The organism is Streptomyces sp. NPDC002232 (assembly GCF_042890295.1).
GTDB lineage: Bacteria > Actinomycetota > Actinomycetes > Streptomycetales > Streptomycetaceae > Streptomyces.
In genome coordinates this window covers 596,459-613,670 of sequence record NZ_JBIARV010000002.1, presented here as the reverse complement: position 1 = coordinate 613,670, position 17,212 = coordinate 596,459, and the positions used below count along the sequence as shown (strand labels likewise).

At 74.2% G+C, this 17,212-nt stretch carries 17 protein-coding genes and 1 riboswitch; of the genes, 8 read left to right on the top strand and 9 right to left on the bottom strand.

Annotated elements, in window-relative coordinates; all coding sequences use genetic code 11:
- Positions 1-99 precede the first annotated feature (99 nt).
- The 3 genes from ACFYXU_RS09520 to ACFYXU_RS09510 form a co-directional block, all read right to left on the bottom strand.
- Positions 100-765 carry an SCO2322 family protein gene (locus ACFYXU_RS09520; protein ID WP_389457141.1) on the bottom strand — a complete coding sequence of 222 codons (666 nt, stop codon included), beginning with the start codon at positions 763-765 and terminating at the stop codon, positions 100-102.
- 8 nt (positions 766-773) lie between these two features.
- Positions 774-2,027 carry a prenyltransferase/squalene oxidase repeat-containing protein gene (locus tag ACFYXU_RS09515; RefSeq protein WP_389457139.1) on the bottom strand — a complete coding sequence of 418 codons (1,254 nt, stop codon included), beginning with the start codon at positions 2,025-2,027 and terminating at the stop codon, positions 774-776.
- A gap of 95 nt (positions 2,028-2,122) precedes the next feature.
- Positions 2,123-2,199, bottom strand: a riboswitch (cobalamin riboswitch).
- Between the two features lie 106 nt (positions 2,200-2,305).
- Complete coding sequence (locus ACFYXU_RS09510; protein ID WP_389457137.1) at positions 2,306-3,343, bottom strand: MBL fold metallo-hydrolase; 1,038 nt, start codon at positions 3,341-3,343, stop codon at positions 2,306-2,308.
- Positions 3,344-3,477: 134 nt separating this feature from the next.
- Between ACFYXU_RS09510 and ACFYXU_RS09505 the strand changes: the two genes are divergently transcribed.
- From ACFYXU_RS09505 to ACFYXU_RS09495, 3 genes are all read left to right on the top strand, one after another.
- On the top strand, positions 3,478-4,941 hold the full coding sequence (locus tag ACFYXU_RS09505; RefSeq protein WP_389457135.1) for an aldehyde dehydrogenase: 1,464 nt from the start codon (positions 3,478-3,480) through the stop codon (positions 4,939-4,941).
- Positions 4,941-5,174 (top strand): ferredoxin, encoded by a 234-nt coding sequence (locus ACFYXU_RS09500; protein WP_376516115.1) that lies wholly within the window; start codon positions 4,941-4,943, stop codon positions 5,172-5,174. Before ACFYXU_RS09505 ends, ACFYXU_RS09500 begins: the two co-directional genes overlap by 1 nt.
- 111 nt (positions 5,175-5,285) lie before the next feature.
- Positions 5,286-5,822 carry a hypothetical protein gene (locus ACFYXU_RS09495; protein WP_389457133.1) on the top strand — a complete coding sequence of 179 codons (537 nt, stop codon included), beginning with the start codon at positions 5,286-5,288 and terminating at the stop codon, positions 5,820-5,822.
- 52 nt (positions 5,823-5,874) lie between these two features.
- Here ACFYXU_RS09495 and ACFYXU_RS09490 read toward each other — a convergent pair whose 3' ends face one another.
- Complete coding sequence (locus ACFYXU_RS09490) at positions 5,875-6,498, bottom strand: TetR family transcriptional regulator (protein WP_376516111.1); 624 nt, start codon at positions 6,496-6,498, stop codon at positions 5,875-5,877.
- Between the two features lie 206 nt (positions 6,499-6,704).
- On the opposite strand from ACFYXU_RS09490, the gene ACFYXU_RS09485 reads away from it, so the two are divergent.
- The 4 genes from ACFYXU_RS09485 to ACFYXU_RS09470 all read left to right on the top strand — a co-directional run bounded on the left by ACFYXU_RS09485 (position 6,705) and on the right by ACFYXU_RS09470 (position 10,677).
- A complete protein-coding gene (locus ACFYXU_RS09485; RefSeq protein ID WP_376516109.1) occupies positions 6,705-8,039 on the top strand; it encodes a glycosyltransferase family 4 protein in 1,335 nt (444 codons plus the stop codon).
- A 112-nt stretch (positions 8,040-8,151) separates the two neighbouring features.
- Positions 8,152-8,898 carry a class I SAM-dependent methyltransferase gene (locus ACFYXU_RS09480; RefSeq protein WP_389457131.1) on the top strand — a complete coding sequence of 249 codons (747 nt, stop codon included), beginning with the start codon at positions 8,152-8,154 and terminating at the stop codon, positions 8,896-8,898.
- The gene (locus ACFYXU_RS09475) at positions 8,895-9,983 is read left to right on the top strand and encodes a prenyltransferase (RefSeq protein WP_389407312.1); all 1,089 of its coding nucleotides are present in this window, start codon (positions 8,895-8,897) and stop codon (positions 9,981-9,983) included. Before ACFYXU_RS09480 ends, ACFYXU_RS09475 begins: the two co-directional genes overlap by 4 nt.
- A gap of 148 nt (positions 9,984-10,131) precedes the next feature.
- Positions 10,132-10,677: a hypothetical protein gene (locus tag ACFYXU_RS09470; RefSeq protein ID WP_376516104.1), complete on the top strand. Its 546-nt coding sequence runs from the start codon at positions 10,132-10,134 to the stop codon at positions 10,675-10,677.
- Here the strand turns inward: ACFYXU_RS09470 and ACFYXU_RS09465 are convergent.
- The 3 genes from ACFYXU_RS09465 to ACFYXU_RS09455 all read right to left on the bottom strand — a co-directional run bounded on the left by ACFYXU_RS09465 (position 10,674) and on the right by ACFYXU_RS09455 (position 13,684).
- Entirely contained in the window at positions 10,674-11,684 is a 1,011-nt protein-coding gene (locus ACFYXU_RS09465; RefSeq protein WP_389407313.1) for an LLM class F420-dependent oxidoreductase, read from the bottom strand. The two genes, ACFYXU_RS09470 and ACFYXU_RS09465, sit on opposite strands and share 4 nt — an antisense overlap.
- 110 nt (positions 11,685-11,794) lie before the next feature.
- Entirely contained in the window at positions 11,795-12,658 is an 864-nt protein-coding gene (locus ACFYXU_RS09460) for a DUF5336 domain-containing protein (protein ID WP_376517778.1), read from the bottom strand.
- Positions 12,659-12,778: 120 nt separating this feature from the next.
- The gene (locus tag ACFYXU_RS09455; RefSeq protein WP_389457129.1) at positions 12,779-13,684 is read right to left on the bottom strand and encodes an N-acetylmuramoyl-L-alanine amidase; all 906 of its coding nucleotides are present in this window, start codon (positions 13,682-13,684) and stop codon (positions 12,779-12,781) included.
- Positions 13,685-13,965: 281 nt separating this feature from the next.
- Here ACFYXU_RS09455 and ACFYXU_RS09450 point away from each other — a divergent pair, with 281 nt between their 5' ends.
- Positions 13,966-16,071 carry a hypothetical protein gene (locus ACFYXU_RS09450; protein WP_389457127.1) on the top strand — a complete coding sequence of 702 codons (2,106 nt, stop codon included), beginning with the start codon at positions 13,966-13,968 and terminating at the stop codon, positions 16,069-16,071.
- Positions 16,072-16,073: 2 nt separating this feature from the next.
- Here ACFYXU_RS09450 and ACFYXU_RS09445 read toward each other — a convergent pair whose 3' ends face one another.
- Positions 16,074-16,703, bottom strand: a complete 630-nt coding sequence (locus tag ACFYXU_RS09445; RefSeq protein WP_389407317.1) for a class I SAM-dependent methyltransferase — start codon at positions 16,701-16,703, stop codon at positions 16,074-16,076.
- Between the two features lie 47 nt (positions 16,704-16,750).
- Positions 16,751-17,158: an ATP-binding protein gene (locus tag ACFYXU_RS09440; protein ID WP_389457125.1), complete on the bottom strand. Its 408-nt coding sequence runs from the start codon at positions 17,156-17,158 to the stop codon at positions 16,751-16,753.
- Positions 17,159-17,212 lie beyond the last annotated feature (54 nt).

Below are 17,212 nucleotides of genomic sequence, written 5' to 3'. Positions count from 1 at the left end.
CCTCCCGGGCGGACGTCGACTCCCGGGCGGACGTCGACGCGCTCCGGCCCGACGCCGGGACTCCGCCGCCCCGTGCGTGGGACCCGCTGCGGACCGTACTCATCCGCGTCGGCGGGCCTTCCAGATCGCCGCCCCGCCGAGCGCCAGGACCGCGGCCCCGCCCGCGAGCACGCCGACGGACGGGCCGTCGCCCCCGCCGGAGTCCCGCGCGGCGGCCGGCGCCGGGGTCTTCGTCCCGGACCCTCCGGTGTCCCCGCCCGCCTCGACCTGCTCGCCGCAGCCCCGGGCCGGGTAGCCCGCGATCCCGCACAGCATCGCCGCGCTGTCGTACCGCAGCGGCTTCGCCACCGCGGCCAGTGCCTCCGCGCCGGTCGCGTCGTCGTGGACCTGCGCGCAGCCGGTCTCGACCCGCTTCTCCGGCGGGGTCTCCCCGGGCGGGGCGTCGGCCGGGCCGCCGAAGTCGACGACGACCGCGATCCGCTTGGAGCCGTCCTTCCGCTCCACGCCCGCGCAGATCCGCGCGAAGTCGGGTGCCGCGGAGGGCCGGGTCGAGTCGGCGGTGTCGTTGCTGATCGCGAAGCGGAAGCCGAGGGCGTCGCCGTCGGCGGGCCGGGCGGTCGCCGGTCCCTGCGTGGCGTACGCCCACGGCTTCCCGCCGTCGCTCTCCCAGAACGACCAGTAGCGGTAGCCGGCGGCCTGCGCCGGGGCCGCCGCGACGGCGGTCAGGGTGAGGAGCGCCCCGGCCGTCGCGACCGCGGCCCGCATCCGTCCGCTCACTTCCGGCGGCCGCTGACGAGGAAGCCGATGCCGACGCCGACGACCGTGCCGATGCCGATGATCCACCAGATGTCGAAGCCGGAGTCCTCGTCGTCGCTGGTGGAGGCGGCGGAGGTGTCCGGGGCCTTGGGCTCGGGGCCGGTGGCGTTGAGCTGCTCGACCAGGTCCACCGCGCCGAACTCGCGCGGGTCGGTCTCGGTCGCGCGGGCCGCCAGGATCAGCTGGGCGTAGGCGGCCGGGCCGCCCTCCTTCGCCCAGGCAGCGGAGTTCTTCTCCAGCCAGGCCAGGGCGGGCTCGGCCTCCTTCGTGGCGCCGGAGGCGGCGAGCGCGACGACGGCGTCGGCGGTGTTGCCGATGTCGGGCTGCGCGGTGGTGTCGGTGGCGCCGGGCATCGGCGGCAGGGTCAGGTGGCCGGTCTTCGCGAGGGCCTTCGCCAGGTAGGAGGCGCCGTTCAGGGCGGCCCGCTCGACGGTCGGCTTCGACAGGTCGGTGCAGACCGCCGGCTGGGCGGGGGAGGCCTTGGTGGCGACGACGCTCTTGCCGAGCCCGGCGAGGGTGGCCGCCGCGGTGGCGTCGGCGTTGGCGAGGAGCTTGCCGGTCTTGTCCGGCTGATAGGCGAAGGCGCCCGCGCCGTCCTTGTCCGAGCAGGGCAGGGCGAAGGAGAGGAGGGCGTCGTACGGTGTGCGGCCCTCGGAGGAGGTGAACGCGCCGGGCCGCACACCGATCGCGGCGAGCGCGCCGACGACGACCGAGGTGGAGTTGGCGTCGCTCGCGCCGCCGGCGCCGTAGCCCCAGCCGCCGTCCTTGTTCTGCACGGTCCGCAGCCAGCCGGAGCCCGCGTCGACGGCCTTGTCGATCGCCGCGGGGGAGGCGGCCTGGCGGCGCACGGCGCGCAGCGCCTGGACGGCGACGGCGGTGGCGTTGGTGTCGCGGATCGTCTTGGCGTCGCAGGGCTTCGACTCGTCCGCGCGGTACGAGGGGAAGGAGCCGTCGCCGCACTGCTGGCCCAGGAGCCACTCCACGGCCGTGTCGGCGGGCTGGTAGCCGGTGCTGCGCTGGGCGAGGAAGGCGAGCGACTGCCGCCAGACACCGTCGTACTGCGGGTCCTTCGTGCCGTACAGGCCGGACGGGAGCGAGCCGGTCGAGGGGGTCGGGGACGGCGCGGCGGCGGCCGGGACGGCTGCTGCGGTGCCGAGCACGACTGCGGCGGCGGCGGCGAGCGCGGCGGCGCCGCGGCGGACGGTGTTCATGGGGCCCTCTCCTGCGGCCGGGCACCGGCACGCCACAGGGGCACCAGGCTCCGGCTCCGTATTCCTCGACGGTGCCGGCGGTCACGTCCCGGACGGGGCATTCCGACTCGCCGCTCCTCGGGGGGTGCGGCTCACGGTTGCGGGTCAGTGCCGGATTTCCACCGGCTTCCCCCCGTACGGGCATGATGACGACGGGCCCACTCTACCGGCCCGTAGGGCGGGTGCCCCGGGGGTGCGAGGCGCCTCACACGAGGGCGCCGGGGGCCGGCCGCCGCCGCTCACACCGCCACGTACGTGACCGGGTCCGTGCCCGGCACCGGTTCGGCGCGGCCCAGCTTCACCAGGCGGCGCAGGTGGGCCTCGGCCTCGCTGACGGCGATGTTCCGGGAGCCGTGGGGGATCTGGTCCCAGGGGCGGTTCCACTCCATGCGCTCGGCGAGCTGCCACGGCGTGAGCGGGACGGCGAGGAGGCCGAGGAGGCCGGCGAGGCGCTCCTCGTGGTGGTCGAGGAGCTCGCGGACCCGGCCGGCGGCGTCGGTGAAGGCGTACTGGTGGGCGGGGAGGACCTCGGCGACGCCGAGGCGGCCGATCCGTTCGAGGGAGTCGAGGTAGTCGCCGAGCGGGTCGGCCCCGGTGGCGTCGTCGGGGTCCTCGTAGAGCCCGATGTGCGGGGAGATCCCGGGCAGCAGGTGGTCGCCGGAGAAGAGCCGGCCGCGGCCGGGCAGCCGGGAGGGGTGCTCCTCCTCCAGGTGCAGGCAGACGTGCCCGGGGGTGTGGCCGGGCGTCCAGACGGCGCGGAGCCGCCGGCCGGCCAGGTCGAGGAGCTCGCCGGGGACGATCTCGCGGTCGGGGAGGGCCGAGCCGAGCCCGGGCAGGGTCCGGATCCGGCCGGAGGCGCGGGCGGCGCGCAGCGGGGCGACGTGCTCCTCGGGGGCGCCGACGGCGGCCAGCTTGCGGGCGAGGTAGTCGAGCCAGGTGCCCGGCTCGGCCTCCCGGGTGCGGCGGACGACGGCGGTGTCGGCGGCGTGCATGGCGATCCAGGCACCGGACTCCTCGCGCACCCGGCCGGAGAGTCCGTGGTGGTCGGGGTGGTGGTGGGTGATGACGACCCCGTGGACCTCGCGGACGGAGAGGCCCAGGGCGGTGAGCCCGTCGGTGAGTTCGCTCCAGGAGGCGGGGTCGTCCCAGCCGGTGTCGACGAGGACCGGGCCGCGGCCGGTGTCGAGGACGTGGACCAGGGTGTGGCCGAGCGGGTTGTCCGGGATGGGCACCCGCAGGGACCAGACGCCTCCGCCGTGCTCGGTCACCTGGGTCATGAGCGTCCTCGTCTCTGTGTACCGGTACGACCATTGCCCACCATAACTAGAACTGGTATCAGTTCTGAAGCACCGTCAGGAAACATCGTCGGGAACATCCCCCGTCACGTTCATCTCCTCGGGAGGCAGCGGTCATGACCGAGCTTGTGGAGCACGGAAAGCTGTTCATCGGCGGGGAGTTGACCGACCCGCTCGGCGACGGGGTCATCGAGGTGATCTCCCCCCACACCGAGCGGGTCATCGGCCGCGTCCCGCACGCGGCCCCCGCCGACGTGGACCGGGCCGTGGCCGTCGCGCGCCGGGCCTTCGACGAGGGGCCCTGGCCCCGGATGGCGGTCGAGGAGCGGATCGCCGTCGTCAGCCGGATCAAGGACGCGATCGCCGTGCGGTACGAGGAGATCGCCCGCTCCATCAGCGCGCAGAACGGCTCCCCGTACTCCTGGTCCGTCCTTGCCCAGGCGCTCGGGGCGATGATGGTCTGGGACGCGGCGATCACCGTCGCCCGGGACTTCCGGTACGAGGAGCGGCGCGGCGGGGTGCTCGGCCCGCTGCTCGTGCGGCGCGAGCCGGTCGGCGTCGTCGCGGCCGTCGTCCCGTGGAACGTGCCGCAGTTCACCGCCGCCGCCAAGCTCGGGCCCGCGCTGCTCGCCGGATGCACGGTGATCCTCAAGCCCTCGCCGGAGTCGCCCCTCGACTCGTACATCCTCGGCGAGATCGCCGCGGAGGCCGGGCTCCCGGAGGGGGTCCTGTCGATCCTCCCGGCCGACCGGGAGGTCAGTGAGTACCTCGTCGGCCATCCCGGCGTCGACAAGGTCTCCTTCACCGGCTCGGTCGGCGCGGGCAAGCGGGTCATGGAGGTCGCCTCGCGCAACCTCACCCGGGTCACGCTCGAACTGGGCGGGAAGTCGGCCGCGGTGATCCTGCCGGACGCCGACCTGGAGGCCGCGGTCGCCGGGATCGTCCCGGCCGCCTGGATGAACAACGGCCAGGCGTGCGTGGCCCAGACCCGCATCCTCGCGCCGCGCTCGCGGTACGAGGAGATCGCCGAGGCCCTCGCGGCGGCGGCCGGCGCGCTCGTCGTCGGCGACCCGCTCGACCCGGCCACGCAGGTCGGGCCGCTCGTCGCCCGGCGCCAGCAGCGGCGCTCCCTCGACTACATCGGGATCGGTCAGGCGGAGGGGGCGAAGCTGCTGACCGGCGGCGGCCGCCCGGACGGTCTCGAACGGGGCTGGTACGTCGAGCCGACCCTCTTCGGCGACGTCGACAACTCCATGCGGATCGCCCGCGAGGAGATCTTCGGCCCGGTCATCTGCCTCCTGCCGTACGGGGACGAGGCCGAGGCCCTGCGGATCGCGAACGACTCCGACTTCGGGCTCAGCGGCAGCGTCTGGACCGGGGACGTGGAGCACGGCATCGACTTCGCCCGGGGCGTGCGCACCGGCACCTTCAACGTCAACACCTTCAGCCTCGACATGCTCGGCCCGTTCGGCGGCTACAAGAACTCAGGCCTGGGGCGGGAGTTCGGCCCCGAGGGCTTCGGCGAGTACCTGGAGCACAAGATGATCCACCTTCCCGGCGGCTACGAGGGCGGCGCGTGATGGGGGACCGCTGGCGGGTGGAGGTCGACCGGAGCGTCTGCATCGGCTCCGGCCTGTGCGTGAACCACGCCCCGGACGGCTTCCGCCTCGACACGGCCCGCCAGTCCCACCCGTCGGAGCCGGAGGCGGACGCGGGCGAGCGCCTCCTGGCGGCGGCGGAGGGCTGCCCGGTGGAGGCGATCCTGATCACCCTGGCGGACGGCGGGGAGCCGGTGTACCCGCCGGAGGAGTAGTGCGCCGGAGTCCTCGGCCCGGACGGCACCGTCCTGTCGTTCCCGCGTGCAAAACTGGGGCCCTCGGTCACGGGGGCGACGGGCTCTTGTGCGTGGGGAATCGGGAGTGTCGTGCGCAAGGGGATGTGGGTGGCCGCGGCCGCCGGTGCGGTACTGCTCGTGGCGGGCTGCGGGAGCGGCGGCGGTGCGGACAAGGGCGGTTCCTCCTCCGCCGGTTCGGCCGCGACGGGCGGTGCGGGCGCGGGCGGCTCCGGCGGGGAGAAGCTGGACGCCGCCGCCGTCACCAAGGAGTTGACGGAGGCGGCGACGGAGGCCGGCTTCACGCAGGACGCCTCCGGCGAGCGGGTTCCGGCCGAGCTGAAGGACTGCATGGTCTCCTGGACGGCCGACGCCGAGAAGGCCGCCGACCCGAAGAAGTCCTACGCGGGCACGGTCTCCACCCTGGCCGGCGGCGGCTGGACGGAGGAGCGGAGCTTCGAGCAGAGCGGCTCGCAGATCAAGACGCTCAAGAAGAGCGCCTGGAGGCTCCAGGCCAGCAACCACGCGGCGGGTCCGCTGAAGCTGGTCATGTTCCTCGCCACCGACACCGGACCGGGGTGCGCCGCGGTCATCGCCGAGAACAACGCGAAGAACAAGCCCTCGTCCTGACGCGGGGGGACCGCGCCCGCCCCGCCGTCCGGGCCGGGCGGGGGCGGTCCGCTCACTCCGCCGGCGCGGGCGCCGTCAGGTCGATGAGCCGGCAGACCGTCTCGATGTCGATCTTCACCTGTGCGATCGAGGCGCGTCCGGACAGCCAGGTGATCAGGGCCGAGTGCCAGGTGTGCTCGATGACCCGGACCGCCGAGAGCTGGCTCGGCGTCGGGTGCTCCGCGCCCATCGCGTCCAGGATGATCGCGGTCGTCAGCCGGGACACCGTGTCGACCTCGGGGCTCACGCTGCGGTCCGCGAAGGTCAGCGCGCGCACCATCGCGTCGGCCAGCTGCGGCTCCCGCTGGAGCGCCCGGAAGGCGCGCATCAGGGTCTCGGCGACCCGCTGCGCCGGGTCCGCTCCGGCGGGCGGCCGCTTCCGCAGCGTGGTGTGCATGTGCTGGAGCTGGTCCTGCATGGTCGCGACGAGCAGGTGGATCTTGGACGGGAAGTACCGGTACAGCGTGCCGAGGGCGACCCCGGCCGCCTCGGCGACCTCCCGCATCTGCACGGCGTCGAAGCCGCCCCTGGCCGCGAGCTGGGCGCTGGCGTTCAGGATGCGGCGGCGCCGCGCCTCCTGGCGCTCCGTGAGGGGCGGCGACGCGGGTCTGTGGTCCGCCCTGTTGTCTGCGGTCATGAGGTCCCGTTCCGTGCGGTGGGGAGCGACAGTATGGCGCTGCGGCCGCCGTGGCGCGAATCACCTGTTCCGGCTCTCACCACGGAGCTACCTGCCGGTAGATTCTGTGCTCCTTGAAGGATCAAGAACGATCAAGTCTGTAACTTGTTCTAGATTAGCGCGAGCGGTTACGCTCCGGCGAAACGCACGCTCGAAGGGGGTCGCGCATGACCGCTGAGGCCATAGAGGCAAGCCCCCGACAGGGCGTCACCGCTGCCGGTGACGGTCCGTTGCGGATCGCTCTCCTCACGTACAAGGGGAACCCGTTCTGCGGGGGCCAGGGCGTCTACGTCCGGCACCTCTCCCGCGAGCTCGCCCGGCTCGGCCACACCGTCGAGGTCATCGGCTCCCAGCCGTACCCCGTCCTCGACGAGGGCGAGGACCTCGCCGGGCTCCGGCTGACCGAGCTCGCCAGCCTCGACCTCTACCGCTCGCCGGACCCCTTCCGCACCCCGGGGCGCGACGAGTACCGGGACTGGATCGACGCCCTGGAGGTCGCCACCATGTGGACCGGCGGCTTCCCCGAGCCGCTCACCTTCTCCCTGCGGGCCCGGCGCATGCTGGCCGCCCGCCGGGGCGACTTCGACGTCGTCCACGACAACCAGACCCTCGGCTACGGACTCCTCGGCGGGCCCCGCGCGATCGGCGCGCCGCTCGTCACCACGATCCACCACCCCATCACCGTCGACCGGCAGCTCGAACTCGACGCCGCCGCCGACTGGAAGCGCCGTGCCTCCGTCCGCCGCTGGTACGCCTTCACCGGCATGCAGAAGAAGGTCGCCCGCCGGCTGCCGTCCGTCCTCACCGTCTCGGGCACCTCGCGCCAGGAGATCGTCGAGCACCTCGGCGTCCGCGAGGACCGCATCCGGGTCGTCCACATCGGTGCCGACACCGACCTCTGGTCCCCGGACCCGTCCGTCGCCGAGGTCCCCGGCCGGATCGTCACCACCTCCAGCGCCGACGTCCCCCTCAAGGGCCTCGTCCACCTGATCGAGGCGCTCGCCAAGCTCCGCACCGAGAACCCCGACGCCCACCTCGTCGTCGTCGGCAAGCGCGCCGAGGACGGGCCGGTCGCCGCCGCGATCGAGCGGTACGGGCTCGCCGGCGCCGTCGAGTTCGTCAAGGGCATCAGCGACACCGAGCTCGTCGACCTCGTGCGCTCCGCCCAGGTCTCCTGCGTGCCCTCGCTGTACGAGGGCTTCTCGCTGCCGGCCGCCGAGGCGATGGCCACCGGCACGGCGCTGGTCGCGACGACCGGCGGGGCGATCCCGGAGGTCGCGGGCGCCGACGGCGAGACGTGCCTCGCGGTGCCCCCGGGCGACGCCGGGGCGCTGGCCTCGGCGCTCGGACGGGTCCTGGGCGACGCCGAGCTGCGGGCACGGCTCGGTGCCGCCGGGCGCGCACGCGTCCTGGCCAACTTCACCTGGGCCAGGGCCGCGCGGGGGACGGCCGACCTCTACCGCGAGGCGGTCGCCCGGCAGGGAGCCGGAGTCCGACGGTGACGCTCCCGCCGGTGCGCCGGGTGCGGCCCGGCGGGTGGGCCGCACCCACCCGTTCCGCCCGCGCGGAACGACTGCCCACCACCCTCCTCAACCCCGAAAGCAGGCCGTCCCCGTGCTGACCGTCGACTTCACCCGCTTCCCGCTCGCCCCCGGTGATCGTGTGCTCGATCTGGGCTGTGGTGCGGGCCGGCACGCCTTCGAGTGCTACCGGCGCGGCGCCCAGGTCGTGGCCCTCGACCAGAACGGCGAGGAGATCCGCGAGGTCGCCACCTGGTTCGCCGCCATGAAGGAGGCCGGCGAGGCCCCCGCCGGCGCGACCGCCACCGCGATGGAGGGCGACGCCCTCAACCTGCCCTTCCCCGACGAGTCCTTCGACGTCGTGATCATCTCCGAGGTCATGGAGCACATCCCCGACGACAAGGGCGTGCTCGCCGAGATGGTCCGCGTCCTCAAGCCGGGCGGCCGGATCGCGATCACCGTGCCCCGGTACGGCCCCGAGAAGGTCTGCTGGGCGCTCTCCGACGCGTACCACGAGGTCGAGGGCGGCCACATCCGCATCTACAAGGCCGACGAGCTGCTCGGCAAGATCCGGCAGGCCGGCCTCAAGCCGTACGGCACCCACCACGCGCACGCGCTGCACTCGCCGTACTGGTGGCTGAAGTGCGCCTTCGGCGTCGACAACGACAAGGCGCTGCCGGTCCGCGCCTACCACAAGCTCCTGGTCTGGGACATCATGAAGAAGCCCGCCCTGACCCGGGTCGCCGAGCAGCTGCTCAACCCGGTCGTCGGCAAGAGCTTCGTGGCGTACGCGACCAAGCCCCACCTCCCGAAGGCCGTCACCGTGGACGCGGGCCAGTGACGTCGCCCGAGCGGATCGCCGAGCACCTCGTCCTGCCCGGGGTGCTGACCGCCGAGCAGGCCGCCCAGACCGTCGCCGGGATACGCGCCGTGCAGCGCGAGGACGGCGCGATCCCCTGGTTCCGGGGCCACCACCTGGACCCGTGGGACCACACCGAGGCCGCCATGGCCCTCGACGCGGCCGGTGACCACGAGGCCGCCGCCCGCGCCTACGCCTGGCTCGCCCGCCACCAGAACCCCGACGGTTCCTGGTACGCGGCCTACCACGACGGCGACCCGGAGCAGATCACCGACCGGAGCCGGGAGTCCAACTTCGTCGCCTACATAGCGGTCGGCGTCTGGCACCACTACCTCTCCACCGGCGACGACGCCTTCCTCGACCGGATGTGGCCCGTCGTGTACGCGGCGGTCGAGTTCGTCCTCGGGCTCCAGCAGCCCGGCGGACAGATCGGCTGGAAGCGGGAGTCCGACGGGACTCCGGTGAACGACGCCCTCCTGACCGGGAGTTCGTCGATCCACCAGGCGCTGCGCTGCGCCCTCGCCCTCGCCGAGGCCCGCGAGGAGGCACAGCCCGACTGGGAGCTCGCCACGGGCGCCCTGGGCCACGCCATCCGCCGGCATCCCGAGCGCTTCCTCGACAAGTCCCGCTACTCGATGGACTGGTACTACCCGGTCCTCGGCGGCGCGGTCACCGGAGCCGACGCCAAGGCCCGGATCGACGCCGACTGGGACCGCTTCGTGGTCCCCGGCCTCGGGGTGCGCTGCGTCGTCCCCAATCCGTGGGTCACCGGCGGCGAGAGCTGCGAGCTCGCCCTCGCGCTCTGGGCGACGGGGGAGTCCGACCGGGCCCTCACGATCCTCCAGGACATCGGGCACCTGCGCGCCGGGAACGGCATGTACTGGACGGGGTACGTCTTCGAGGGCGCCACGGAGGCCGACCGGGCCGTCTGGCCCGAGGAGCAGACCGCCTGGACCGCCGGGTCCCTGCTCCTCGCGGTGGCGGCCCTCGGCGGCGAGGAGGCGACCGTCGCCGTCTTCGGCGGCGAGCGCCTGCCGGCCGGCCTGGAGCCCGACTGCTGCGGCTGAACCCCCGTGCCTCCCGCGGTGCCACCGGCTCGCCCCTGACGCGCGGACTCGTACGGGAGGGAGGGCGGAACCCGTACGGAGCCACCCCGGTGGCGGGCCGGGCGGCCCCGGGTGAGGCTGGCGCCACAGCCATCAGGGAGGTCCCGTCTTGCCCAGAACCGTCTCGCGCGGAGTCGTGGCGCTGCTGCTGTCCTGCGCGCTGCTCCTGACCACCGCCGCCTGCAACGACGACGACAAGACGAGCGCGAGCTCCTCCGCGACCCCGACGGCCTCGGCGAGCTTCGAGCAGCAGAAGCTGGCGAAGACGCGGTTCGTGGCGAACGCCGGTCTCGCCGCGGGCGCCACCTACCAGTGGATCGTGAAGCCGTACCGCGCGGGCACGTTCAAGAAGGGCGCGGACGGCCGGACCTTCGCCCTGGTGAAGGCGGGCCTCGCGGGCGCCTTCACGTACAACCGGCTCAAGGCGGCGGTGAACAACGCCAAGGGCGACCCGCTGCTGTCGAAGGCGGTCGCGCCGCTCACCGCCGGGATCGACTCGCTCAAGGACCTGGGGACGAAGCTGCGCAAGGGCGAGGTCGGCGACGCGGACGTCGGCGCCTTCGAGAGCGTCATCAACAGCGTCAAGGAGGCGGGCAAGAGCGCCGGCGCCGAGGTCAAGGACCAGGTCCCCAGCACCTCACAGCTGGGCGGCTAGGCGTTCAGCTCCGCGAGGACGCGGAGCGTGGCGGGGTCCGGTGCCGTGACCAACAGGTCCGTCACCGGGCCCCGCCGCCATGCCGCGAGGCGCTCCGCGATCCGTTCCCGGGGGCCGACCAGCGCGATCTCGTCCGCGAAGGCGTCCGGCACGGCGCGCACCGCCTCCTCGCGGCGGCCCGCCGCGAACAGCTCCTGGATGCGCCGGGCCTCCTTCTCGTACCCCATGCGCCCCATCAGGTCGGCGTGGAAGTTCCGGGCCGCGTGCCCCATGCCGCCGATGTAGAAGCCGAGCATCGCCTTGACCGGCAGCAGCCCGGCCGGCACGTCCTCGCACAGCTGCGCCCGCACCATCGGGGCGACGAGGAAGCCCTCCGGGAGGGCGTCGGGGAGGGCGTAGACCTCGGCCCAGCGGTCGGGCGTCCAGTAGAGGGGGAGCCAGCCGTCGGCGATGGCGAGGGTCTGCGCGACGTTCTTCGGGCCCTCGGCGCCGAGCAGCACGGGGACGTCGGCGCGCAGCGGGTGCGTGATCGGCTTGAGGGCCTTGCCGAGTCCGGTGCCGTCGGGGCCGGTGTACGGGTGGGAGTGGTGCCGTCCGTCGAGCCGGACGGGGGCCTCGCGGCGCAGGACCTGCCGGATGACGTCGACGTACTCGCGGGTCGCCGTCAGCGGGGAGCGCGGGAAGGGGCGGCCGTACCAGCCCTCGACGACCTGCGGCCCGGACAGGCCGAGCCCGAGCATCATCCGTCCGCCGGAGAGGTGGTCGAGGGTGAGCGCGTGCATCGCGGTGGTGGTGGGGGCGCGGGCGGCCATCTGCGCGACGGCGGTGCCCAGCCGGATGCGACTGGTGTGGGCGGCGATCCAGGTCAGCGCGGTGAAGGCGTCGGAGCCCCAGGCCTCGGCGGTCCACACGGAGTCGTAGCCGAGCCGCTCGGCCTCGCGGGCGAGGTCGAGGTGGGCGGGGGAGGGGCCGCGGCCCCAGTAGCCGAGGGCGAGGCCGAGTCGCATGCCCCACCTCCTTTCTGACGCTCCGTCAGGTCCGATGCGGGGACTGTACGGCAACGGCCCCCCGCCCGGAAGGGATTCCGGGCGGGGGGCCGTCGGGTGGAGCGGGGGGATCAGCCGCGCTGGATGCCCGTGGTGTCCTGGAGGACGCCTCGGCGGCCGTCCTGCGTCTGGGCCACCAGGGCCTGGCCGCGCTGCTCGACCGCGAGGTACCAGGTGCCCGGGGCCAGCTCGGCGATCGGCGCCTGGGAGCCGTCCTCCCCGTACAGCGGACGCGCGACCGGGACCGCGAACCAGAACGGCGAGAAGTCCCCGGCCGGCTGCGGCGCCGGAGCGGCGGCCTGCGGCTCGGGCTGGTGCGGGGCCTGCGGCTGCGGGGCGGGAGCGGCGGCCTGCGCGCCGAACGGCTGGCCGGCGCCCTGCGACGGGTCCTGCTGACCGCCGTACGGCGGGTGCTGCGCGCCCGGGTAGCCGTAGCCGCCGGGGACGCCCGGCTGACCCGGCTGGCCGGGCTGCATGCCGTACGGCTGCGGGGTCTGCGGCTTCGGCGCGCCGACGAGCGGGGCCTTGAGCGCGGGCACCAGCGGACCGGCGACGGCGGCAGCGGCCAGGACCAGGGCGGCGATGAGGCCGAGGATCAGGCCCGCGCCGGCGTTGTCCACCTCGAAGATCCACATGAGCAGGGTCCAGGCGGCCGCGACGGTGAACGAGGCACCGACCTGGCCGAGCTCGAAACCGGCGACCTTGCGGGGCTCCGGCAGGGCGCGGGAGGCGACGACGAGGGCGGCGCCGGCGATGCCGAGGAAGAAGGTGCCCCAGCCGAGGTACGAGATCTCCCACGAGTTCGGGGTGTCGATCTTGCTGCAGATGTCGGAGCCGGCGTCACAGCCGGCGATGCCGAGGAACGAGGCGATGAACAGCACCACCGCTGCACCGATCAGCACGCCATCGCCTCGGGTGAGGGAGCGGATATTCACGTAAGAGTCCTTCGTCGGGTCGTCGGTCGTCGCGTCGTGCGGCGCTCAGGTCGTGGCGCTTGGTTCATGGCACGGGGGTGGGGGCCCCATCGTACGGAGGGAATCTATCGCCCGCCGGTCCTACCCCCCGAGGTAGGTGGCGATGCCGTCGGCCAGCCCCTGGGCGGCCTTCTGCCGCCACGTCGACGACGTGAGCAGCCGTGCGTCCTTCGGATCACGCATATTGCCGCATTCGACGAAGACCTTGGGCGCGGTCGACAGATTGAGGCCGCCGAGATCGCCCCGTACGTCCAACCCCGTACCGGAACCGATGTAGTTGGAGGGCGAGGTCCCGGTCGCGCGCGCGAACCGGTCCCGGATCCGCTCGCCGAGGGCGCGGGAGGGGGCGACGATGGCCGAGGTGTCGGCGGAGCCCGCCCGGACCTTCGCGGGGAGGATCACGTGGAAGCCGCGGTTGCCGACGGCCGAGCCGTCCGCGTGGACGGAGACGACGGCGTCGGCGCGGGCGGCGTTGCCGATCCGTGCCCGCTCGTCGATGCACGGGCCCCAGGGGCGGTCGGCGTCGTGGGTGAGGACCACCTTGGCGCCGCGTGCCTTCAGCAGGTCCCGCAGCCGGTGGGAGACGTCGAGGGTGAACGAGGCCTCGGTGTAGCCCGCGTCGGTGGAGGTGCCCGTGGTGTCGCACTCCTTGCGGGTCGTCCCGATGTTCACCTTCTTGTTGATTTCGGCGGTATGGCGAAAGTTGCCGGAGTTGTGACCGGGGTCGATCACGACGGTCTTCCCGGCCAGCGAGCGGCTCGCCTGCGGCGTGACCTGCGAGGGGGCGGGCCGGGGCGCGGAGGAGTCGGCGGCCGGCGGCCGGGACCGCGTCCCGCTCTCGCTTCCGGCGGCCAGGGAGTCGGCGGCGTTCGCGTGCGGCGAGGAGGCCTGTGAGGTCCCGCACCCCGCGAGCACGGCGCAGCAGCCCGTGGCGGCGAGCGCGAGGGCGAGGGAACGGCGGACGGTGTTCCGGTGGTCGTACGGCACCCCGCGACTTTAGGCCCTGAGGGGGGTGCCGCGCCGCCGGGATACGTCGCAGGTTGGTCACCGCCTTCACGGATCGGTGGACGCGTGTGAGCGAAGCGTGAAGGGTAGAGGCAAAGGGCGACGGTGGGGTGTCACCGCGCATGGACCCACGAGGGGGAACCGTGGTGGGGGAAGAACCGAACGACGCACGTCCCGAGCCGGCCGACAGACCGCCGGGAGGCGACGGCCCGGACCTGAGGAAGCGGACGGCGGAGCCGGAGCCCGGAGCACCGGCGGCCGGGGTGACGGGGAGACCGGAGCCCGGAGCATCGGGAGGCCCCGCGTCCGGAGTACCGGCCGGACCGGCGACCGGGGGATCGGGGGACCCGGGGGCCGGAGGATCGGGAGGCCCGCCGGGCGGCCCTGGGGCCGGAGGATCGGCGCCCGCCGGGCCGTCGGCGGGGGCGTCTCCCGGCGGGCAGCCGGCGGCGTCCGAGCCGCCCTGGGCCGCCCCGGCGGCCCCCGCCGCGAGCCCGCCCACCCTCGCCTTCGGCCCGCCGCCGGGCGCCCCGCCGGGCCCGCCGACCGGCGCGGGACCGGGGGCCGCGCCGCCCCCGGAGCGCCCGTCCGCACCTCCCGCGTCCGAGGCTCCCGCAGGGGGCGCCTCCACCCTCGCCTTCGGGGCGGCGTCCGGCGCGGGGTCCGAAGGCGCCCCGGCCGGTGCCGGGCACGCGGGCGGGGTTCCGGCCGGAGCCGCCGCCGGGCCCGCGCCCCAGGCCGGCTGGGCCGGATCCGGGACGGCGCCGCCGCCGCCCGGCGCCCCGCCCGGCTTCGGACCGCCGCCGGGGTACGGGCCGCCCGGCGGATACGGCCCGCCGCCCGCCCACGGCCCCCAGCCGCCCGCGCGGCCGCCCGGCGACGCGAACCCGGCCCAGGCCGCCGCGATCGCCCTGCTCAACCTCTCGGGCCTCGGCCTCGGCTACGTCCTCCTGCGGCAGTGGATCGGCGCCGCCGTCTGCTGGCTCGCCACCGCCGCCCTGCTCGTCGCCGCGCTCCCCGCCGACGTCGACGGCGTGCCCCGGGCCCTGCTCATCGGCTACGGCGTCGTGCTCCTCGCCGCCGCCGCCGACGGCGCCCGCCGCGGCCTGCGCGCCACCCTCCGGATCGGCGACTCCCTCCGGCGCCTGGCGCTGCCGCTCGCCCTCGTCCTGCTCGCCGTGCCCGCCGGCGGCTCCCTCGCGTACGGCTCCGCCCGCGACGAGGCGAAGGAGCAGGCGCTGCTCGAACAGCTCGCGGCGGCGGACAAGCTCGTGAAGTCCGCCGACGGCCTCTCCTTCGACAAGGCCGAGCCGATCTACCGCCAGGCGCTCACCGGCTACGAGGACCTCGGCACCCGGTACGCCGGCTCCCGGGCCGGGAAGCTCGTCCCCGACCGGCTCGACGCCTACTACAAGACGGTCTCCGCCCCGTACGGCGAGAAGAAGTACTGCGAGGCCATCGCGCCGCTCAAGCACCTGCGGGAGCTCCCGGCCACCGTGGACAAGGGGCTGCTCGGCTCCCGGCCCGCCAAGACCGACGAGCCGCTCGCCGAGTCGCTCTACCAGTGCGGCACGGCGGCCCTCGGCGTCCAGACCGCCAAGCCGACGGCCAGCGACAGCCTCAACACGCTCTACACCACCTTCCCGAAGGCCGAGCAGACGACCCGCGTCGAACCGGCCGTCCGGGAGGCGATCAAGACCCGGACGAGCGCCCTGGGCGGCTCGGAGCCCTGCGCCGCCACCACACAGCTGCGCGCGCTGGACTCCTCCCTCGGGAACATGACGGACCCGTCCCTCGCGAGCGCCGCGAAGGAGGCGAAGGCCGCGGTCCAGAAGGGCGACTTCGCCTGCGGCACCGACGAGTTCAAGGACAAGGAGTTCAGCTCCGCCGCCTCGACCATGACCGACTACGCCAAGACGTACCCGGACAGCCCGCAGGCCGCCCACGCCCGCTCCATCGCCATCGCCGCCGAGATCGCCGAGGAGGAGCCCGCCGCCGGCAAGGCCCTGCCGCCGGCCGACGTCCCCGGCGGCGCCCGGATGGTCATGGTGATCAGCAACGACGGCCCCGGCGAGGTCGAGGTGCTCTACACCGGCCCGATGACCGGCCGGGTCACCCTCAAGGCGTGCGGGACCTGCACGAAGTACCAGACCCCGCTGCTCGTGAACTCTCCGAAGATCAAGGCCTGCACGGGGCCGTCCTCGAAGTACCCGAAGGCGACCCTGCTGCTGCCCGCCGGTGACTACCACTTCCTCCAGAAGCGCGCGGCCACCGGCACCTCGACCGCCGGGGACACCAAGTCCAGCAAGACCAAGATCGAACCGGGCTACAGCTACACCAACTGCCTGTACGTGACCTCGCTCTTCTGAGGTCAGCGGCGGCGCAGGACCCGCAGCGAGTCGGTGACCGAGACCTCCTCGAAGTCGCCCGACTCCAGCGCCCGCAGATAGATGCGGTACGGGGCCTGCCCGCCGTCCTCCGGGTCCGGGAACACGTCGTGGATGACCAGCAGGCCCCCGGGGGCGACCTTGGGGGCCCAGCCCTCGTAGTCGTTGGTGGCGTGCTCGTCGGTGTGCCCGCCGTCCACGAACACCATCCCGAGCTGCCCGCCCCAGGCCTTCGCGACCAGCGGCGAACGCCCGACGACCGCGATCACGTGCTCCTCCAGACCCGCCCGGTGGAGCGTCCGGCGGAACGTCGGCAGCGTGTCCATGAGCCCCACCTCCGGGTCCACCACGGTCGTGTCGTGGTACTCCCAGCCCGGCTGCTGCTCCTCGCTGCCCCGGTGGTGGTCCACCGTCACCGCGACCGTCCCCGCCTGCCGGGCCACGTCCGCCAGCAGGATCGTCGACCGTCCGCAGTACGTCCCGACCTCAAGCAGCGGCAGCCCCAGCTTCGCCGCCTCGGCGGCCGCCGCGTACAGCGCGAGCCCCTCCCCGACGGGCATGAAGCCCTTGGCGGCCTCGAAGGCGGCGAGGATCTCGGGCGAGGGCTCGGACATGGGTCACTCCTACTGGCGGGTACGCGTCTACGGGCGCCCATGCTGCCCTATGCGTCGCACGCGAACCACACCGTCTTCCCGTCGGGCCGCTCCACCACCCCCCACCGGTCCGTCACGGCCTCCACCAGCATCAGCCCCCGGCCGTGCTCCTCCAGCGGACCGGCGGCCTTCGCAGCCAGCGGCCCGGGGACGCCGTCCGAAACCTCGACCCGGAGCCCCTCCGGCTCCCGCAGGATCAGCACGTGGCACCGCCGGCCGGGCACGTGCCGCACGACGTTGGCGACGAGCTCGGTGAGCGCGAGGGCCGCGGGGTCGGCGAGCCGGTCGAGTCCCCACCGTGTGAGGAACATGTGCAGGATGCGGCGCATGTGCCCGGCGGAGTGCTCACCGACGGTGAAGCCCATGCGGTAGCTGTGGGTGACATCCGCGGGGTAGAGGTCAGTTGCGTCATTCATGCCACCAGGCTGGAGTCGGTTCGTTACGCTCGGCTACGGACTGAACGCAACGCC

What these genes read in the sequence shown, in the direction of transcription:
- ACFYXU_RS09520 (WP_389457141.1), bottom strand. Translation starts at nt 765, where the DNA reads ATGCGGGCCGCGGTCGCGACGGCCGGGGCGCTCCTCACCCTGACCGCC.
- ACFYXU_RS09515 (WP_389457139.1), bottom strand. Translation starts at nt 2,027, where the DNA reads ATGAACACCGTCCGCCGCGGCGCCGCCGCGCTCGCCGCCGCCGCCGCA.
- ACFYXU_RS09510 (WP_389457137.1), bottom strand. Translation starts at nt 3,343, where the DNA reads ATGACCCAGGTGACCGAGCACGGCGGAGGCGTCTGGTCCCTGCGGGTG.
- ACFYXU_RS09505 (WP_389457135.1), top strand. Translation starts at nt 3,478, where the DNA reads ATGACCGAGCTTGTGGAGCACGGAAAGCTGTTCATCGGCGGGGAGTTG.
- ACFYXU_RS09500 (WP_376516115.1), top strand. Translation starts at nt 4,941, where the DNA reads ATGGGGGACCGCTGGCGGGTGGAGGTCGACCGGAGCGTCTGCATCGGC.
- ACFYXU_RS09490 (WP_376516111.1), bottom strand. Translation starts at nt 6,498, where the DNA reads ATGACCGCAGACAACAGGGCGGACCACAGACCCGCGTCGCCGCCCCTC.
- ACFYXU_RS09485 (WP_376516109.1), top strand. Translation starts at nt 6,705, where the DNA reads ATGACCGCTGAGGCCATAGAGGCAAGCCCCCGACAGGGCGTCACCGCT.
- ACFYXU_RS09465 (WP_389407313.1), bottom strand. Translation starts at nt 11,684, where the DNA reads ATGCGACTCGGCCTCGCCCTCGGCTACTGGGGCCGCGGCCCCTCCCCC.
- ACFYXU_RS09445 (WP_389407317.1), bottom strand. Translation starts at nt 16,703, where the DNA reads ATGTCCGAGCCCTCGCCCGAGATCCTCGCCGCCTTCGAGGCCGCCAAG.
- ACFYXU_RS09440 (WP_389457125.1), bottom strand. Translation starts at nt 17,158, where the DNA reads ATGAATGACGCAACTGACCTCTACCCCGCGGATGTCACCCACAGCTAC.